The following is a 17,738-nucleotide window of genomic DNA, read 5'->3' as shown; positions in this document are numbered from 1 at the left end:
AGAATCAACGACTCACAGCAATCGCCTGGTTATTCATGATACGCGGTGTGAGAAACACCAACAGCTCGGATTTTTTCTCCGAAACCACGTCACGCCGGAAAAGGCGGCCAAGATACGGCACATCGCCGAGAAATGGCACCTTATCTACAACCTTGCTTTGAGTATTTGAGAAAACCCCGCCAATCACGATGGTCTCGCCGTCGTTGACCAGGACCTTGGCGTTGACCTCGTTTTTCTTGATCGGCGGCACATCCTGCACTTTGTTCAGGTAGTCCGGTTCGTCCTTGGTGACCTTGACCTCCATGATGATGCGGTTGTCCGGAGTGATCTGCGGCGTCACTTCCAGGGACAGCGACGCCTCCTTGAACGACACCGACGTAGCGCCGCTGGAGCTGGCTTCCTGGTAGGGAATTTCCGTGCCCTTGAGGATTTTCGCGGTTTCCTTGTCGGACGTGACCACCTTGGGCTGGGAAACGATTTCGCCGTTGCCGGTCTTCTCCATCGCCGTCAGTTCCAGATCGAGCAGCACGTTGTCCGTGATGAAGGCGATGCCGATCCCCGAGGTGTTGGCGGCCGTCCCCAGGTCGACGAACGGCGCATTGGTGCTGGTGCTGCCGGGCGTGCCGATGGTCGACGAGGCATTCGCGCCATTACTGACCCCGGAAGTGTTCCAGTTGCCTTTGTTCTGTACCGAGCCGCCCCAGCGCACACCGAGGCTTTTGTCGTAGTCGACGTTGGCTTCGACGATCCGCGCCTCGATCATCACCTGACGCACGGGAATATCCAGTTGAGCGACGATACGACGGAGTTCGTCGAGGCGTTCCTGAGTCTGGTAGGCAATGATGTTGTTGGTCCGCTCATCCACCGTGATCGAACCCCGCTCATCGGCTTTTGCCTCGGCACTGGTCACCGACTGGAACAGTTTGGCGATGTCGGCAGCTTTGGCGTAGTTGACCTGAAGCAGCTCACGACGAAGGGGCGCCAGGTCGGCGATTTGTTTTTGCGACTCCAGTTCCTGTTGCTCGCGGGCGGCAATTTCTGCGGCCGGCGCCACCAGCAAGACGTTGCCGATCTTGCGCTTATCGAGGCCTTTGGTTTTCAGCACCAGATCCAGTGCCTGATCCCATGGCACGTTCTGCAAGCGCAGGGTTATGCCGCCCTGCACCGTGTCGCTGGCCACCAGGTTGAGATTGGTGAAATCGGCAATCAGTTGCAGCACCGAGCGCACGTCGATGTCCTGGAAATTCAGGGAGAGCTTTTCACCGGTGTACGCAAAACGTTCGGTGTTGCGCTTCTGCAAGTCGTCGACGGTCATTGGCCGGATGCTGACGGTCAGTTTGTTGTCGGTCTGATAGGTCGAATAATCAAAGGCGCCGCTGGGCTCGATGCTGATCGTGGCGCGATCGCCGGTGGCACTCGCGTTGACGAACTGCACCGGCGTGGCGAAGTCCTTGACGTCGAGGCGCACCCGCAACGGTTCGGGCAATTGAGTCTTGGCGAAACCGAGGATGATTTTGCCATCGCGCTCCTGAATGTCCGGCGCGATGGATGGATCCGACAGATCGATCACCACATTGCCTTCACCCTGGGTGCCGCGCTGGAAATCCACGCCGCGGATGGCCTTGCCCACCGGCGCATAGGCCCTCGCCGGGGCTGGCGTCGCAACCGCCGCACGCGACGCTTTGGGAGCCGGGCTGGAGGCCGTTTTGTTGGCGCCCTGACCGACCACCACGAACAGCGTGTTGCCTTCAACCCGCGCGCTGTACGGCGTCAACTGGGTCAGGTTGATGATCAGCCGCGCGCGATCCTTGGCCTCGACAACCGTGGCGCTGCGGGCATTGCCCCCGCCCAGGTCACGACTCTTGTTCGCCAGCTTGCTGACAACACCGGGCAGGTCCAGCGCAATCCGTGCCGGTTGCTCTGTGGTGTAGCCGTGAGGCGTCGGGGGCGGCCCATCGAATGACAACTTCAACTCGACGCGGTCCCCCGGCAGCGCTGCGACATCCAGCGTTTTGAGGTTGGCCGCTTGTACCATCGGCGACAGCAGCGCTATCCATAGCGAAATACCGAAGGTGGAGAAAATCCTGTTCATTATTCGAGTTCCACTATGAGTGCTCTTTCAAAGGGATGGTCCGCGGACGCTCCAGCCAGGCGCCTTCGCCGTCGGGAACGATTTCGACCACATCGACCTGGGAACCGCTGATGGCGACGATCCGCCCGTCGTTGCGCCCCAGGTAATCGCCGACTTTCAACCGATGCACACCGCCCGCGCCGCGCAACAACGCAAAGGAGCCATTCGCATTGGAGATCGTGCCGACCATTTCAAACTGCTCGATGTTGAAACCTTCGAGGTACTGCTTGACCCGACTGGTGTCGGGCTTGACGTTGCGCGAGCCATGTTTCTGGCCAGCCAGGTCCACTCTGACCTGCCGCGAAAACGGGCTTCGCAGGTTAGCGGCGTTGTAGGTGAATGTTGGGTAAGACCGAAATGTCGGCGTTGGTTCAATCTTGCCCGGCGCACGCAAACGCATTTCGTTCATGTACGCATCCAGGTCAGTGAAGTCAGTGTCGCTGTAACAACCGGCCAGTCCGACCACCAGCATCACTATCGAAAAACCACGAATCGGGCTCATTTTTGCAGCCCCTTGTCGTTGTAGCGGTAGGTCTTGGCGAGGATGCTCATGCGCAACTTCGGTCCACCCTCGGGATCGGCCGGTGCGACATCGAAGTCATGCAGGGTGACGATCCGCGGCAGCCCCGCCACACCGCTGACGAAAGTGGCCAGGTCGTGATAGGCGCCGGTAACGGTGATCTGGATCGGCAGTTCGATGTAGAACTGCTGGGTGACCTCCGGCAGCAGTTTGATTTCTTCGAACTCCAGGCCACTGCCCAGGCCGGTGCGGGTGATGTCCTCCAGCAGGCCGGGCACTTCGGTGTCGCTGGGCAATTGCCGCAGCAGCACACCAAAGGAATTCTCCATTTGCTTCATCTGCTGGGTATACAGCTCCAGATTCGCCGCCATGTGCGCTTTGTTGGCAAATTGCTCCTTGAGCGTCGACTCTTCCTCACGCTTGAGTTCGAGCTGGTTGTTGAGTTCGCTGGTGGAAAAGCTGTAGCCCAATGCCAGCACCAGAATCATCAGCAAGGCACTGGCCAACGCCTTGATCGCTGGCGGCCAGGAGCCGATGTTGTTGGTGTCCAGATCGTTGAGGTCAATCTTGCGTAGTGCTTCGAACCAAGTGGACAGACTCATTGGCCGCCCTCCACAGCGGCAGGCTGAGTCTGACGAACGGTCAACTGAAAGACGTTGGCCTGATCCAGCTGACCTGCCGTGGTCGCTTTGACTTCCGTGAGGTTGGGCGCATCGAACCAGTCGGATGCATCCAGATTGCGCATGAGGTCTGAAACCCGATTGTTGGACTCTGCCGCGCCCGCGATGGACAAGGTCTTGCCCGCCATTTTCAATTCGGTGAAGTACACGCCATCGGGCAAGGTCCGCGCCAACTGGTCGAATATCCGCCCGCTGATCGGCCGATTGCCCTGCAGGTCCTGGATGATGCGCATGCGCTCGACCAGTTGCTGGCGACGGGCTTTCAGGTCGCTGATCTGTTTGATCCGCTCGTCGACCACGGCAATCTGTTTGCCAATGTAGTCGTTACGGGCAATTTGCCGGTCGATGGCGCCGCTGATCGCCTGATCCGCGATCAGCACCGCCCCCACCGACCCCACCAGTACACCGACCAGCGCCAACAAAAAACGTTTGCGGCGTTCTTCTCGCAGCTCTTCGCGCCAGGGTAAAAGATTGATCCGCGCCATCAGTCGAAACTCCTGAGGGCCAGCCCGCAGGCGATCATCAGTGCCGGCGCATCACTGGCCAATGCACCGGCGTTGACCTTGCTGCCAAGGGCCATGTTGGAGAAAGGGTTGGCCACCTGGGTCGGCGTGCCCAATCGCTGCTCGATCAAACGATCCAGCCCCGGGACCGAAGCTGTGCCGCCGGCCAGCAGGATGTGATCGACCGAGGTGTACTGGCCCGAGGCAAAGAAAAACTGCAACGAACGCGACACCTGCTGCACCAGCGCATCACGAAACGGCTGCAGTACTTCGCTGACGTAATCGTCGGGCAAACCGCCTTGCTTCTTCGCCAGCCCCGCTTGCTCGACGGTCAGGCCGTAACGCCGCTGGATCTCTTCCGTCAGCTGACGCCCGCCGAACAATTGTTCACGGGTGTAGATGATCTTGCCGTTGTGCAGGACGCTCAGGGTGGTCATGGTGGCGCCGATGTCGACCACCGCCACCATCAGACGCTCCTGAGAGACAGCCAGCTGCCCCGCCAGCAATCCGAAACAGCGTTCCAGCGCGTAGGCCTCGACATCGACCACACGCGCCGTCAGCCCCGCCAGGGCCAGGGCCGCTTCACGGACCTCGACGTTTTCCTTGCGACACGCCGCCAGCAGCACATTGACCCGCTCCGGGTTGCGCTCGGACGCGCCCTGGACTTCGAAATCGATGGCGACTTCGTCCAATGGATAAGGAATGTATTGATCGGCCTCGATCTTCAGCTGGTTTTCCATCTCGTCGTCGGAAAGACCGGCATCCATCTCGATGGTCTTGGTGATCACCGCCGAACCGGCCACGGCCACAGCGACGTTCCTGAGATTGGTCCGGGCCTTGAGCAGCACCCGCGCAAGGGCCTGCCCCACACCCTCGAGCTCGGCGATGTTTTTTTCGACCACTGCACTGGCGGGCAGCGGTTCTACCGCATAGGCCTCGACCCGATAACGGTCGCCCTGGCGGCTCAGCTCCAGCAGTTTCACCGACGTGGAGCTGATATCGATGCCCAGCAGCGTGTTGGCCTTTTTGTTGAAGAGTCCTAGCACTACCAATTCCCTATGACTATCCGTGAGTTACGGACTCTGTAATATCCATTGCGTTCAAACCACCCGTCTTGACAGCAGCGCAAATGACGCTCTCGACGTAAAAATGCTTATAATGCCCAGCGTTTTTTTCCGGTTTTTACTTCAAGCGCGGGTCGTTCCCTGTTTATCTGAACCCTGATGCCCAATTCATTTTTTACCCTGGATGTCCAAAAGCCTTGATTCGTCTGCTGAAATTTTTCGGTTGGTCCATCGTCGCCGTTTTCTGCGGACTGCTCCTCGGTCTCAGCGGCGCATTTCTCTACCTTAGTCCGGGATTGCCCTCCGTGGAGGCGTTGAGAAGCATTCAGTTGCAGATTCCTCTGCGGGTCTACAGCAGCGACAACAAGTTGATCGCAGAATTTGGCGAAATGCGCCGTACTCCGATCCGTTTCGCCGACATTCCCCCCAATTTCATCAATGCGTTACTAAGTGCTGAAGACGACAACTTCGCCAATCACTACGGCGTCGATCCGAGCAGTCTGATGCGTGCGGCCACGCAATTGGTAAAAAGCGGACACATTCAGTCGGGCGGTAGCACCATCACCATGCAGGTGGCGAAGAACTTCTTCCTGACCAGCGAACGCAGCTTCTCGCGCAAGACCACCGAAATTCTCCTGGCCCTGCAGATCGAACGGCAGCTGACCAAGGACGAGATCCTTGAGCTGTACGTCAACAAGATCTACCTGGGTAACCGCGCCTACGGCATTGAAGCGGCGGCGCAGGTCTATTACGGCAAATCGATTCGTGACGTCACCCTGGCGCAAATGGCAATGATCGCCGGCCTGCCGAAAGCCCCGTCGCGCTTCAATCCGCTGGCCAACCCGGCCCGCAGCAAAGAGCGTCGCGACTGGATCCTCGGGCGCATGTACAAGCTCGGCAAAATCACCGAAGCCGACTACACCACCGCGATCAACGAGCCGCTCAACGCCAGTTATCACGTACCGACTCCGGAAGTGAATGCACCCTATATCGCTGAAATGGCCCGCGCCGAAATGGTCGGGCGTTATGGCAGTGATGCATACACCGAAGGTTTCCGTGTGACCACCACCGTGCCGAGCAATTTGCAGGAAATGGCCAACACCGCGCTCCACGAAGGCTTGATGGCTTACGACCAGCGCCATGGCTATCGCGGTCCTGAGTCGCGCCTGCCGGGCAAGACGCGTGAGGCGTGGGCGGTCGAGCTGACCAAGCAACGCACCATCAGCACCCTTGAGCCGGCCATCGTTACCCAGGTCGACAAGAACGGCCTGCAAGTGATGACCCGTACCGGTGACGAACACGTCGCCTGGGACAGCATGAAATGGGCGCGCCCGTTCCTCAACACCAACAGCATGGGCGCCAATCCGAAGCAACCGTCGGACGTCGCCCAGGTCGGCGACCTGATTCGTGTGCAGCGCCAGCCAGATAACTCGCTGAAGTTCAGCCAGATTCCACAGGCCCAGGGCGCACTGGTTTCCCTCGACCCGCTGAACGGCGCGATCCGCTCGCTGGTCGGCGGCTTCGCCTTCGAGCAGAGCAACTACAACCGCGCGATGCAGGCCAAGCGTCAGCCGGGGTCGAGCTTCAAGCCGTTCGTCTACAGCGCCGCACTGGATAACGGCTACACCGCCGCCAGCCTGGTGAACGATGCACCGATCGTGTTCGTCGACGAGTACCTGGACAAGGTCTGGCGTCCGAAGAACGACACCAACACTTTCCTCGGCCCGATCCGCATGCGCGAAGCGCTGTACAAGTCGCGCAACCTGGTGTCGATCCGCCTTCTGCAAGCATTGGGTGTCGACCGCACCATCGACTACATCAGCAAGTTCGGCTTCAACAAGCAGGACCTGCCGCGCAACCTGTCACTGGCCCTGGGCACCGCGACCCTGACGCCGATGGAAATCGCCACCGGCTGGGCCACCTTCGCCAATGGCGGCTACAAGATCACCCCGTACATCATCGACAAGATCGAAAGCCGCAATGGCGACACGCTGTTCGTCGCCAACCCGCCGAGCGTGCCGAAGGGTGAAGTCGTCAGCGATGGCATCGCCGCGCCGGTCGCCAATGCCATAACAGTCAACGCAACCCCGAGCGACACGCTGACGGCACAACCCGCGCCGCCAACGCCGGCCGTGGCCGAACGTATCGTCGACGGTCGCACCACGTTCATCCTCAACAGCATGCTTGAGGACGTGATCAAGCTCGGCACCGGCCGCCGCGCCTTGGCCATGGGCCGTCCCGACATCGCCGGCAAGACCGGTACCACCAACGAATCCAAGGACGCCTGGTTCTCCGGCTACAACGCCGATTACGTGACCACCGTCTGGACTGGCTTCGACCAACCGGAAAGCCTCGGTAAACGTGAGTTCGGCGGCACCGTCGCGCTGCCGATCTGGATGAATTACATGAGCGCCGCGCTCAAGGACAAGCCGCCGCATACGCAAACGGAGCCGGAAGGCATCCTCAGCCTGCGGGTCGACCCGATCAGCGGCCGCGCCGCCACGCCAGGCACGCCAGGCGCCTACTTCGAGCTGTTCAAGGCCGAAGACACGCCACCGTCGGCCAATGAGCTGGGCAACGGCACTGCGCCGGGCAGCCCACTGCCAGCGGATGAAGCGGCGCCGATCGATTTGTTCTGATCGATTGCGCATTGCAAAAGCCCCGCCTTCGAGAGAAGCGCGGGGCTTTTTGTTGCCTGTTGATTTATGTACTGACTGAACCGGCCTCTTCGCGGGCAAGCCCGCTCCCACAGTGGACGATGGTGTTCATACAATTCATGTACACCACAAATCCCTGTGGGAGCGGGCTTGCCCGCGAAGAGGCCATTAAATTCAACGCAAATCCACAAGGCACAAAAAAGCCCCGACTCTCACAAGCCGGGGCTTTCGGTTGAAGCGCTACAACGACTTAGCCGTTGAACACGTCATCCACGCTTTTCAGCGGGTAGTTCTTCGGATACGGCAGGGTGGCGACGCCGGTCTCGATGGCGGCCTTGGCCACGGCATCGGAGATCACGGTGATCAGGCGTGCATCCATTGGTTTCGGAATGATGTACTCACGACCGAATTCCAGCTTGATGCCGCCGTAGGCGTCGCACACTTCCTGAGGCACCGGCAGTTTGGCCAGTTCACGCAGGGCGTTGGCCGCCGCCACTTTCATTTCTTCGTTGATGCGCTTGGCGCGAACGTCCAGGGCACCACGGAAGATGAACGGGAAGCCCAGTACGTTGTTGACCTGGTTCGGATAGTCCGAACGACCGGTCGCCATGATCACGTCGTCACGGGTGGCGTGCGCCAGTTCCGGGGCGATTTCCGGATCAGGGTTGGAGCACGCGAACACGATCGGGTTGGCCGCCATGGATTTCAGGCCTTCGGCGCTCAGCAGGTTCGGGCCGGACAGGCCGACGAACACGTCAGCACCGGTCAGGGCGTCAGCCAGGGTGCGCTTGTCGGTCGCGTGAGCGAAGACAGCCTTGTACTGGTTCAGGTCGTCACGGCCGGAGTGGATCACGCCGGTACGGTCAACCATGAAGATGTTTTCGATGTTGGCGCCCATGCTCACCAGCAATTTCATGCAGGAGATGGCAGCCGCACCGGCGCCCAGGCAGACGATCTTGGCGTCGGCGAGGGTTTTGCCAGCGATTTCCAGGGCGTTGATCATGCCGGCCGCGGTAACGATCGCGGTGCCGTGCTGGTCATCGTGGAACACCGGAATGTCGCACTGCTCGATCAGCGCGCGTTCGATCTCAAAGCACTCAGGTGCCTTGATGTCTTCCAGGTTGATGCCGCCGAAGGTGATGGAGATGCGCTTGACGGTGTCGATGAAGGCTTGCGGGCTTTCGGAGTCGACTTCGATGTCGAACACGTCGATGCCGGCGAAGCGCTTGAACAGCACGCCTTTACCTTCCATGACCGGCTTGGAAGCCAATGGGCCGAGGTTACCCAGGCCGAGAATCGCGGTGCCATCGGAAATGACTGCAACCAGGTTGCCTTTGCCGGTGTATTTGTAGGCCAGTTCAGGATCGCGGGCGATTTCGCGTACTGGTTCGGCTACGCCGGGGCTGTAGGCCAGCGACAGGTCGCGGGCGGTAGCAGTGGCTTTGGTGAGCTCGACACTCAGCTTCCCTGGACGAGGATGGGCGTGATATTCGAGAGCGGCAGTTTTCAAATCAGACATGTGGGCATTCCGCTTTTACTGTTGGACAGACGGACCGCCGAGGATACGCGCCTCGCAAAGTCCCCACAAGACTGACCAGTCACCCCTGTCAAGCGCCCGGCCCTACGACTTTGGGCCAAGAGCCACGGAACACAAGGGATAGACTGTTCACAATCGACAGAAAAAATGTCTACAACTTTTTATCAGGGCGCGACTTGAAGCATCGCCGGGTCGGTCAATGGCAGCAGCCAACGTGCTTGCCCTTCCTTGAGTCCGCCACGGCGCGAACGGTCCAGCACCCAGCCGCGCGCCTCGATCTGCTTGCCCTTCAGCCGCTCCAGCGACGCGACATCGAATGTCCCGAATAAATTGGGTGCAACACGCAATACAAGCGAATCCTGCAACTCGATCCAAACCCCGCCGCGATTGCGCTGAACCTTGCTCACACGACCGCTGAGCACGGCGAAACCGGAAGCGCTGATCTGCTCCGCTTTCAGTACAGGCGACTGCCGCCAAATCCCGAGCCCGGCCTGACGGGCTCTGCGCTCGGCCGCTTGCTGGCAGTCGACCAGATCGACATTCGGCGCCACCGCGACCTGAAAACCAAGACCTTCGGCAAGCATTTGCGCTTCAAGGTTAGCGCCATCGGCGCTATAGACATGGGCCAAGGTGCGACCGTAATGGTCTTTGCTCTCTTTGCCCGGCAGCAAGCCGACCCGCCCGTCACTGGCTGCTACCAGCGCTTCCAGGCGTTTGCGCGCCGCCACGGCGAATGGCTCGTCGGAACGGCCTTTCTTGCCCAGCTCCGGCGTATTCAAACCGATCATGCGCACACTGCGGCCGTCGGCCAGGCGCAGGGTGTCGCCATCCACCACCCGCTGCACCGCGACTGACGTCAGCCCACCGGGTGCCGGGCAGAAGGCCTGGGCGCCGGAAAGCCAAATCGCGGACACAAAAAAGGCGCCCGCGAGGGACGCCTTTTTCATCAGCAAGGAAAAGCCCATCGGGCTTTTCAACCTTACTCTGCAGCAGCAGGAGCTTTGGTTTTGCCGAAAGCACCGAAACGGTCTGCGAAGCGCTGTACACGGCCGCCAGTATCCAGAGTCTTCTGCTTACCGGTGTAGAACGGGTGGCACTCGTTGCATACGTCAGTACCCAGTGGCTTGCACAGGTTCGAACGAGTTTCGAACTTGTTGCCGCAGCTGCAAGTTACTTCGATGGTTTCGTATGCTGGATGGATATCGGCTTTCATGGTGTATTCCTCAGGCTAGCGTGCCGCCACTCAACACTATTGTTGAATACCGCACGTAATTAGGCCGCGGATTCTACCAGACAATGCCAATCGCGCAAGCTGTCGCTTCTACCGACCGTCTGCTAGGCTCCCGACCAATTCGCCCGTCCCTATGGGAGCGAGCCTGCTCGCGAAAGCGGTGTGTCAGACGACATGAGTGCTGACTGATACGCCCTCATCGCGAGCAGGCTCGCTCCCACAGGTGATAGCCTCGCCGTCCTGTTTATCGAGATCCCCCCGCGTGCCCGACGCCATTTTGCGCCTCGCCCTGCCTTCGCCCCTGCGCCGCCTGTTCGATTACCGTGCCCCGGCCGGGATCCTGCGCGCCCAGTTGCAGCCGGGCATGCGCCTGCGGGTGCCGTTCGGGCGACGGGAGATGATCGGGATTCTGGTGGAGGTCACCGACACCAGCGAAGTCCCGGTGGAAAAGCTCAAGCCGGCCATCGCCCTGCTCGACGCCACGCCACCGCTGCCGCCGGCGCTGTTCAAACTGTGTTTGTGGACGTCCCAGTATTATCAACACAGCCTCGGCGACACGTTGAGTTGGGCATTGCCGGTGTTGCTGCGCCAGGGCGAACTGGCCGAAGCGCGCCAGGAACGCTTCTGGTCCGCCGCCCCCGGCGCCAGCCTTGATGACCCGCGTATCGCCCGCGCCCCGCGCCAGCGTGAAGCCCTGGCAACCCTGGCCCAGCACCCGCACGGCGTCGCGCACCAATTGCTGAGCAAGCTGATGCTGAGCAAGGACAGCCTCGATCTGCTGTTGGCCAAGGATCTGGTGCAGGTTGAAATCCGCAAGCACGGTCCCAGTGCCCGCCACGAACATTGGCTGGCCCAGCCAGAATTGCCGCTCAACCCGGAACAACGTGCCGCCTATGAGGCGATTCGTGCGGGCTTCGACAGTTACCACGCGTTCCTGCTCGCGGGTGTCACCGGCAGCGGCAAGACCGAAGTGTATTTACAGCTGATCCGCGAAACCCTCGAGGCCGGCAAACAAGCGCTGGTGCTGATCCCGGAGATCAACCTCGGCCCGCAGACCCTGGCGCGCTTCGAGCAGCGCTTCAACGCACGGATCGCACTGATTCACTCGGCGGTCAATGATCGCGAGCGCCTTGAAGCCTGGCTCGCCGCCCGGGACGGTGACGCCGACATTATCATCGGCACCCGTTCGGCACTGTTCACGCCGATGAAGAACCCCGGCCTGATCATCATCGATGAAGAGCACGACGGCTCCTATAAACAGCAGGAAGGCCTGCGCTACCACGCCCGCGACCTGGCGCTGGTCCGCGCCCGCCAGGAAAACATCCCGATTGTGCTCGGCTCCGCCACGCCATCCCTGGAAAGCCTGCACAACGCCTACACCGGCCGCTACGGCCTCCTGCGCCTGAACGAACGCGCCGGTGGCGCCAAGCAACCGCGTTTCCTGCGCCTGGACGTCAAAAGTCGTCCGCTGGACAGCGGCATTTCCGGGCCGATGCAGCAAGCCATCGGCCAGACCCTGGCCGCCGGCCAGCAGGTGTTGGTGTTTCTCAATCGCCGAGGTTTCGCCCCGACGCTGTTGTGCCACGACTGCGGCTGGATGTCCGAATGCCAGCGCTGCGATGCGCGCATGACCGTGCACCAGCGCTCCGGCGAGCTGCGTTGCCACCATTGCGGCTACGTTGAACGCGTGCCCCGGCGTTGCCCGAAATGCGCCAAGGTCGATTTGCGCCCTGTCGGTGCCGGTACCGAGCGTGCCGAGGAACGGCTGGGGATTCTGTTTCCGGACGTTCCGGTGCTGCGGGTCGACCGCGACAGCACTTCGCGCAAGGACGCGATGAATCAGTTGTTCGCGACCATTCAAAAGGGCCAGCCGTGCATTCTGGTGGGCACGCAGATGCTTGCCAAAGGACACCACTTTCCACGGGTGACGCTGGTGTCGATCCTGGATGCCGACGGCGGGCTGTTCTCCGGCGACTTCCGCGCCAGCGAGCGCATGGCGCAGCTGATCGTCCAGGTCGCCGGGCGTGCGGGGCGGGCTGAAGAGCCTGGCCGGGTGATTATCCAGACTCACCTGGCGGATCACCCGCTGCTGGTGCAATTGACCGAACAGGGTTACTTCGCCTTTGCCGAACAGGCCTTGAGCGAACGTCGCTCGGCGGGATTGCCGCCGTTTGCGCATCTGGCGCTGCTGCGGGCCGAAGCGCACAAACCGGGGCAGGCCGAAGGTTTCCTCGACGAAGCATGCAGTGAGGCTGAACGCTTGCTGGCCGAGCAGAATCTGGCCGGTATCGAGTTGTTGGGGCCGGTGCCAGCGCCAATGGAACGTCGGGCCGGACGTTATCGCGCGCAGCTGTTGTTGCAGGCCACGGCCCGGGCCCCGCTGCATCGGTTGTTGAGCAGTTGGTTGCTGGCTCTGGAGCAGATGCCGAGCGGGCGGGCGGTGCGCTGGTCCCTTGATGTCGATCCCGTGGATTTGTATTGATTCTGAGATCGCCTTCGCGGGCAAGCCTCGCTCCTACAGGGAATGTACCGTTCGCCGTATGTGTGAACGACACTAACCCGTAGGAGCGAGGCTTGCCCGCGAAGAGGTCCGAATAGTCACCATATATCCACAACCTGCCCGCTATAGTTGGCAAGCCCGCCTTCGCAACGGATAATGCCCAGTTTTTCCACCAGCGCATTGAAGCGCCGCCGCGCTTGCGGTCGAAAGAGAAGACCATGAAAGACACCATTCGCCAGCTGATCCAACAAGCCATCACCCAACTCGTCAACGAAGGTGTGTTGCCTGAAGGCCTGTCGCCGGCGATCCAGGTGGAAAACTCCCGCGACAAGAAGAACGGCGACTTCGCCAGCAACATCGCGATGATGCTGGCCAAGCCTGCGGGCATGAAGCCACGCGACCTGGCCGAGAAAATCATTGCCGCGCTGCCGGCTGACGAAAACATCACCAAGACCGAAATCGCCGGCCCTGGCTTCCTGAACTTCTTCCAGAACACCCAGGCCCTGGCTTCACGCCTGGACGCCGCCCTGGCCGATGACCATATCGGCGTGCGCAAGGCCGGCCCGCTGCAGCGCACCGTGGTCGACCTGTCCGCGCCGAACCTGGCCAAAGAGATGCACGTCGGCCACTTGCGCTCGACCATCATCGGCGACGGCGTGGCGCGGGTCCTGGAATTCCTCGGCGACACCGTGATCCGCCAGAACCACGTCGGCGACTGGGGCACCCAGTTCGGTATGCTGATGGCGTACCTCCAGGAAAACCCGATCACCAGCGACGAGCTGTCGGACCTGGAAAACTTCTACCGCGCCGCCAAGCAACGCTTCGACGAGTCCGAAGAGTTCGCTGACCGCGCCCGTGGCCTGGTGGTCAAGCTGCAAGCCGGCGACCCGGATTGCCTGGCGCTGTGGACCAAGTTCAAGGACATCTCGCTGTCCCACTGCCAGAAAATCTACGAACTGCTGAACGTCAAACTGACCATGGCCGACGTGATGGGCGAAAGCGCCTACAACGACGACCTGATCAACGTGGTCAACGACCTCAAGGCCGCTGGCCTGCTGGTCGAGAGCAACGGCGCCCAGTGCGTGTTCCTCGACGAATTCAAGAACGCCGACGGCGACCCGCTGCCGGTAATCATCGTCAAGGCTGATGGCGGCTACCTCTACGCCACCACCGACCTGGCGGCCGTGCGCTACCGCAGCGGCGTGTTGAAGGCTGATCGCGCGTTGTACTTCGTCGACCAGCGCCAGGCCCTGCACTTCCAGCAAGTGTTCGCCGTGGCGCGCAAGGCCGGCTTCGTAACCCATCCGATGGAAATGGAGCACATGGGCTTCGGCACCATGAACGGCGCCGATGGCCGTCCGTTCAAGACCCGCGATGGCGGCACCGTGAAGCTGATCGATCTGCTGACCGAAGCTCAGGAACGCGCCTACACCCTGGTGAAGGACAAGAACCCGGAGCTGGCCGAAGCCGAGTTGCGCAACATCGCCAAGGTCGTGGGCATCGGCGCGGTGAAATACGCCGACCTGTCGAAGCACCGCACCAGCGACTACAGCTTCAACTTTGACCTGATGCTGAACTTCGAAGGCAACACCGCGCCGTACCTGCTGTACGCCTACACCCGCGTGGCCGGCGTGTTCCGCAAACTGGGCAAGGACTTCAGCGAAGTCGACGGTCAGATCGTCCTCGAAGCCGCGCACGAACATGAACTGGCCGCCAAGCTCGCGCAGTTCGGCGAAGTGCTGAACAACGTTTGTGACAAAGGCACGCCGCACACGCTGTGCACCTACCTGTACGATGTGGCCGGGCTGTTCTCGAGTTTCTACGAGAACTGCCCGATCCTCAGCGCCGACACCCCGGCGCAAATGCAGAGCCGCCTGCGCCTCGCCGCGCTGACCGGCCGCACTCTCAAGCAAGGCCTGGAACTCTTGGGTCTGGAAACTCTGGAGCGTATGTAAGTTGGCTGCCAAGAAGAAACCTGCACCCAAGCGTGGCGCCAGTCGTTACACCGCTCCGGCAAAACAACCGATCCCGGGTTGGCTATGGATGGCCATCGGCCTGACGGTCGGTGCGTTCATCGTGTTCCTGATGAAGCTGGAGCCGGGCAAGGGTAGCGAGAGCGTCAAGCGCGAGAAGATCGAGCAGCAGAAAGCCAAGATCGCCGAGGCCAACAAGACCCCGCCGAGCCCGACACAACCGGTGAAGCCGAAGTACGACTTCTACACCTTGCTGCCGGAATCGGAAGTCATCGTGCCGCCGGATGCCGTGCCGGAGAAAACCCTGCCAACGCCGCAAGTGCCGGCGATTCCGACCACGCCGGTAACGCCAGAGCAAGCGGCGAAGATCGACACGGCGCGGGCGCAGGCAGCGCTGGCCGGGATTACTCCGCCACCAGCGCCACCGGTGTCCAAAGCGGCGCCAGTGACCAAGTTCTTCCTGCAGGCCGGATCGTTCCGCAAAGAGGCTGACGCGGACAAGGTGCGTGCGCAGATCATTCTTCTGGGGCAAGCCGTGGCGGTTGAATCCGGCACGGTTAAAGATGAAACCTGGTATCGGGTATTGGTCGGTCCGTTCAGCAATCGTGAACAGCTGACCACCGCCCAGAAACAACTGGCCGGCAGTGGGTTCAGCAACCTGTTGTTACAACAACGCCAGAGCCGCTGATTTCGTCAGAAGGACCGCGCTATCGTTCTTCGCGGGCAAGCCTCGCTCCTACAGGTTAGTGTCGTCCACGCATGCGGCGAACGGTGCATTTCCTGTAGGAGCGAGGCTTGCCCGCGAAGGCGCCAGAACACACAACACAACCCCTCCCGCCCAACACCGCTCGTCCCCCGCCAACTCCCGCAGTTGAAATACGCTCCACCACCCCCATATGAGTGGGCATAAGGCATTTTCGCCCCGCTGCGTGGAGACTCTCCCTTGACCACCATCGTTTCAGTTCGCCGCCACGGCAAAGTCGTCATGGGCGGCGACGGCCAGGTTTCTCTCGGCAATACCGTGATGAAAGGCAACGCGAAGAAAGTTCGCCGCCTGTACCACGGCCAGGTGATCGCCGGTTTTGCCGGGGCCACCGCTGACGCCTTCACCCTCTTCGAGCGTTTCGAAGGCCAGCTTGAGAAACATCAGGGCCACCTGGTGCGCGCCGCCGTCGAACTCGCCAAAGAATGGCGCACCGACCGCTCCCTCAGCCGCCTCGAAGCCATGCTCGCGGTCGCCAACAAAGACGCTTCCCTGATCATCACCGGCAACGGCGACGTGGTCGAACCCGAAGAAGGGCTGATCGCCATGGGTTCCGGTGGCGGTTATGCCCAGGCCGCCGCCAGCGCCCTGCTGAAGAAAACCGATCTGTCGGCCCGCGAAATCGTCGAAACCGCCCTCGGCATCGCCGGCGACATCTGCGTATTCACCAACCACACCTTCACCATTGAGGAGCAGGACCTCGCCGAGTAAGCCTGATTTGGCCACCACGCCACGGCTCACTTTTACCTGAGGACCGCCAATTACTATGTCCATGACTCCCCGTGAAATCGTCCACGAACTCAATCGCCATATCATCGGCCAGGACGATGCCAAGCGCGCCGTCGCCATCGCGCTGCGTAACCGCTGGCGCCGGATGCAACTGCCCGAAGAACTGCGCGTTGAAGTCACGCCCAAGAACATCCTGATGATCGGCCCGACCGGTGTCGGTAAAACCGAAATCGCCCGTCGCCTGGCCAAACTGGCCAATGCACCGTTCATCAAAGTCGAAGCGACCAAGTTCACCGAAGTCGGCTACGTTGGCCGCGACGTCGAATCGATCATTCGTGACCTCGCCGACGCCGCCATCAAGTTGCTGCGCGAACAGGAAATAACCAAGGTTCGCCACCGCGCCGAAGACGCCGCCGAAGAGCGCATCCTCGACGCCTTGCTGCCACCGGCACGCATGGGCTTCACCAACGAAGACGCCCCGTCGGCCGATTCCAACACCCGCCAGTTGTTCCGCAAGCGCCTGCGCGAAGGTCAGCTGGATGACAAGGAGATCGAAATCGAAGTCGCCGACGTGGCCGGCGTCGATATCTCCGCGCCACCGGGCATGGAAGAAATGACCAACCAGTTGCAGAGCCTGTTCGCCAACATGGGCAAGGGCAAGCGCAAGAGCCGCAAGCTCAAGGTCAAGGAAGCGCTGAAGCTGGTCCGCGATGAGGAAGCGAGCCGCCTGGTCAACGATGAAGAGTTGAAAGCCAAGGCCCTGGAAGCCGTCGAGCAGCACGGTATCGTGTTCATCGACGAAATCGACAAGGTCGCCAAGCGCGGCAATTCCGGCGGCGTCGACGTGTCCCGCGAAGGCGTGCAGCGCGACTTGCTGCCGCTGATCGAAGGCTGCACCGTCAACACCAAGCTGGGCATGGTCAAGACCGACCACATCCTGTTCATCGCCTCCGGCGCGTTCCACCTGAGCAAGCCGAGCGACCTGGTGCCTGAGCTGCAAGGTCGCCTGCCGATTCGTGTCGAGCTGAAGGCCCTGACGCCGGAAGACTTCGAGCGCATTCTCAGCGAGCCGCACGCGTCGCTCACCGAACAGTATTGCGCCCTGCTGAAAACCGAAGGCTTGACCATCGAGTTCCAGCCGGATGGGATCAAGCGCATTGCCGAGATCGCCTGGCAGGTCAACGAGAAGACCGAGAACATCGGTGCCCGTCGCCTGCACACCTTGCTTGAGCGCCTGCTCGAAGAGGTGTCGTTCAGTGCCGGTGACCTGGCCAGCGCGCACGACGAAAAGGCAATCCTGATCGACGCCGACTACGTCAACAGCCACCTCGGCGAATTGGCGCAGAACGAAGACCTGTCGCGCTACATTCTGTAGAGCCTCAAGTTGCAAGCTACAAGCGTCAAGCTGATCGCGTTAAGCTTGTAGCTTGTAGCTTGCCGCCCAAGGCCC

The 17,738-nt window shown here is 61.0% G+C and carries 14 protein-coding genes; 6 read left to right on the top strand and 8 right to left on the bottom strand.

The window, feature by feature from the left end; all coding sequences use genetic code 11:
- Window positions 1-4: 4 nt before the first annotated feature.
- The 5 genes from ACA057_RS01975 to ACA057_RS01955 are packed head-to-tail and all read right to left on the bottom strand — an operon-like array spanning window position 5 to window position 4,880.
- Window positions 5-2,092: a type IV pilus secretin PilQ gene (locus tag ACA057_RS01975; protein ID WP_497345530.1), complete on the bottom strand. Its 2,088-nt coding sequence runs from the start codon at window positions 2,090-2,092 to the stop codon at window positions 5-7.
- A gap of 13 nt (window positions 2,093-2,105) precedes the next feature.
- Window positions 2,106-2,633: a pilus assembly protein PilP gene (locus ACA057_RS01970; protein ID WP_497345528.1), complete on the bottom strand. Its 528-nt coding sequence runs from the start codon at window positions 2,631-2,633 to the stop codon at window positions 2,106-2,108.
- Window positions 2,630-3,253, bottom strand: coding sequence for a type 4a pilus biogenesis protein PilO (gene pilO, locus ACA057_RS01965; protein WP_497345526.1), 624 nt, complete (start codon window positions 3,251-3,253; stop codon window positions 2,630-2,632). The genes ACA057_RS01970 and pilO overlap by 4 nt, the downstream gene beginning before the upstream one ends.
- Window positions 3,250-3,816, bottom strand: a complete 567-nt coding sequence (locus ACA057_RS01960) for a PilN domain-containing protein (RefSeq protein ID WP_497345524.1) — start codon at window positions 3,814-3,816, stop codon at window positions 3,250-3,252. The genes pilO and ACA057_RS01960 overlap by 4 nt, the downstream gene beginning before the upstream one ends.
- Window positions 3,816-4,880: a pilus assembly protein PilM gene (locus ACA057_RS01955; protein WP_497345522.1), complete on the bottom strand. Its 1,065-nt coding sequence runs from the start codon at window positions 4,878-4,880 to the stop codon at window positions 3,816-3,818. The genes ACA057_RS01960 and ACA057_RS01955 overlap by 1 nt, the downstream gene beginning before the upstream one ends.
- A gap of 218 nt (window positions 4,881-5,098) precedes the next feature.
- Here ACA057_RS01955 and ACA057_RS01950 point away from each other — a divergent pair, with 218 nt between their 5' ends.
- The gene (locus tag ACA057_RS01950; RefSeq protein WP_497349781.1) at window positions 5,099-7,537 is read left to right on the top strand and encodes a penicillin-binding protein 1A; all 2,439 of its coding nucleotides are present in this window, start codon (window positions 5,099-5,101) and stop codon (window positions 7,535-7,537) included.
- A 268-nt stretch (window positions 7,538-7,805) separates the two neighbouring features.
- Here ACA057_RS01950 and ACA057_RS01945 read toward each other — a convergent pair whose 3' ends face one another.
- The 3 genes from ACA057_RS01945 to rpmE all read right to left on the bottom strand — a co-directional run bounded on the left by ACA057_RS01945 (window position 7,806) and on the right by rpmE (window position 10,305).
- Window positions 7,806-9,074, bottom strand: coding sequence for a malic enzyme-like NAD(P)-binding protein (locus ACA057_RS01945; protein ID WP_010464435.1), 1,269 nt, complete (start codon window positions 9,072-9,074; stop codon window positions 7,806-7,808).
- Window positions 9,075-9,256: 182 nt separating this feature from the next.
- Window positions 9,257-10,057 (bottom strand): thermonuclease family protein, encoded by an 801-nt coding sequence (locus ACA057_RS01940; RefSeq protein ID WP_497345520.1) that lies wholly within the window; start codon window positions 10,055-10,057, stop codon window positions 9,257-9,259.
- A 14-nt stretch (window positions 10,058-10,071) separates the two neighbouring features.
- The gene (gene rpmE, locus ACA057_RS01935; protein ID WP_059408183.1) at window positions 10,072-10,305 is read right to left on the bottom strand and encodes a 50S ribosomal protein L31; all 234 of its coding nucleotides are present in this window, start codon (window positions 10,303-10,305) and stop codon (window positions 10,072-10,074) included.
- 280 nt (window positions 10,306-10,585) lie between these two features.
- Here rpmE and ACA057_RS01930 point away from each other — a divergent pair, with 280 nt between their 5' ends.
- The 5 genes from ACA057_RS01930 to hslU all read left to right on the top strand — a co-directional run bounded on the left by ACA057_RS01930 (window position 10,586) and on the right by hslU (window position 17,663).
- Window positions 10,586-12,805 carry a primosomal protein N' gene (locus ACA057_RS01930; RefSeq protein ID WP_497345518.1) on the top strand — a complete coding sequence of 740 codons (2,220 nt, stop codon included), beginning with the start codon at window positions 10,586-10,588 and terminating at the stop codon, window positions 12,803-12,805.
- A 236-nt stretch (window positions 12,806-13,041) separates the two neighbouring features.
- Window positions 13,042-14,778 carry an arginine--tRNA ligase gene (gene argS, locus ACA057_RS01925; protein WP_497345516.1) on the top strand — a complete coding sequence of 579 codons (1,737 nt, stop codon included), beginning with the start codon at window positions 13,042-13,044 and terminating at the stop codon, window positions 14,776-14,778.
- 1 nt (window position 14,779) lies between these two features.
- The gene (locus ACA057_RS01920) at window positions 14,780-15,484 is read left to right on the top strand and encodes an SPOR domain-containing protein (RefSeq protein WP_401359490.1); all 705 of its coding nucleotides are present in this window, start codon (window positions 14,780-14,782) and stop codon (window positions 15,482-15,484) included.
- A 255-nt stretch (window positions 15,485-15,739) separates the two neighbouring features.
- Window positions 15,740-16,270, top strand: coding sequence for an ATP-dependent protease subunit HslV (gene hslV, locus ACA057_RS01915; RefSeq protein ID WP_007899242.1), 531 nt, complete (start codon window positions 15,740-15,742; stop codon window positions 16,268-16,270).
- 55 nt (window positions 16,271-16,325) lie between these two features.
- Window positions 16,326-17,663, top strand: coding sequence for an ATP-dependent protease ATPase subunit HslU (hslU, locus tag ACA057_RS01910; RefSeq protein WP_497345514.1), 1,338 nt, complete (start codon window positions 16,326-16,328; stop codon window positions 17,661-17,663).
- Window positions 17,664-17,738 lie beyond the last annotated feature (75 nt).

This window comes from Pseudomonas sp. LBUM1661, from assembly GCF_059695925.1.
This window is presented reverse-complemented; position numbering and strand designations above follow the sequence as displayed.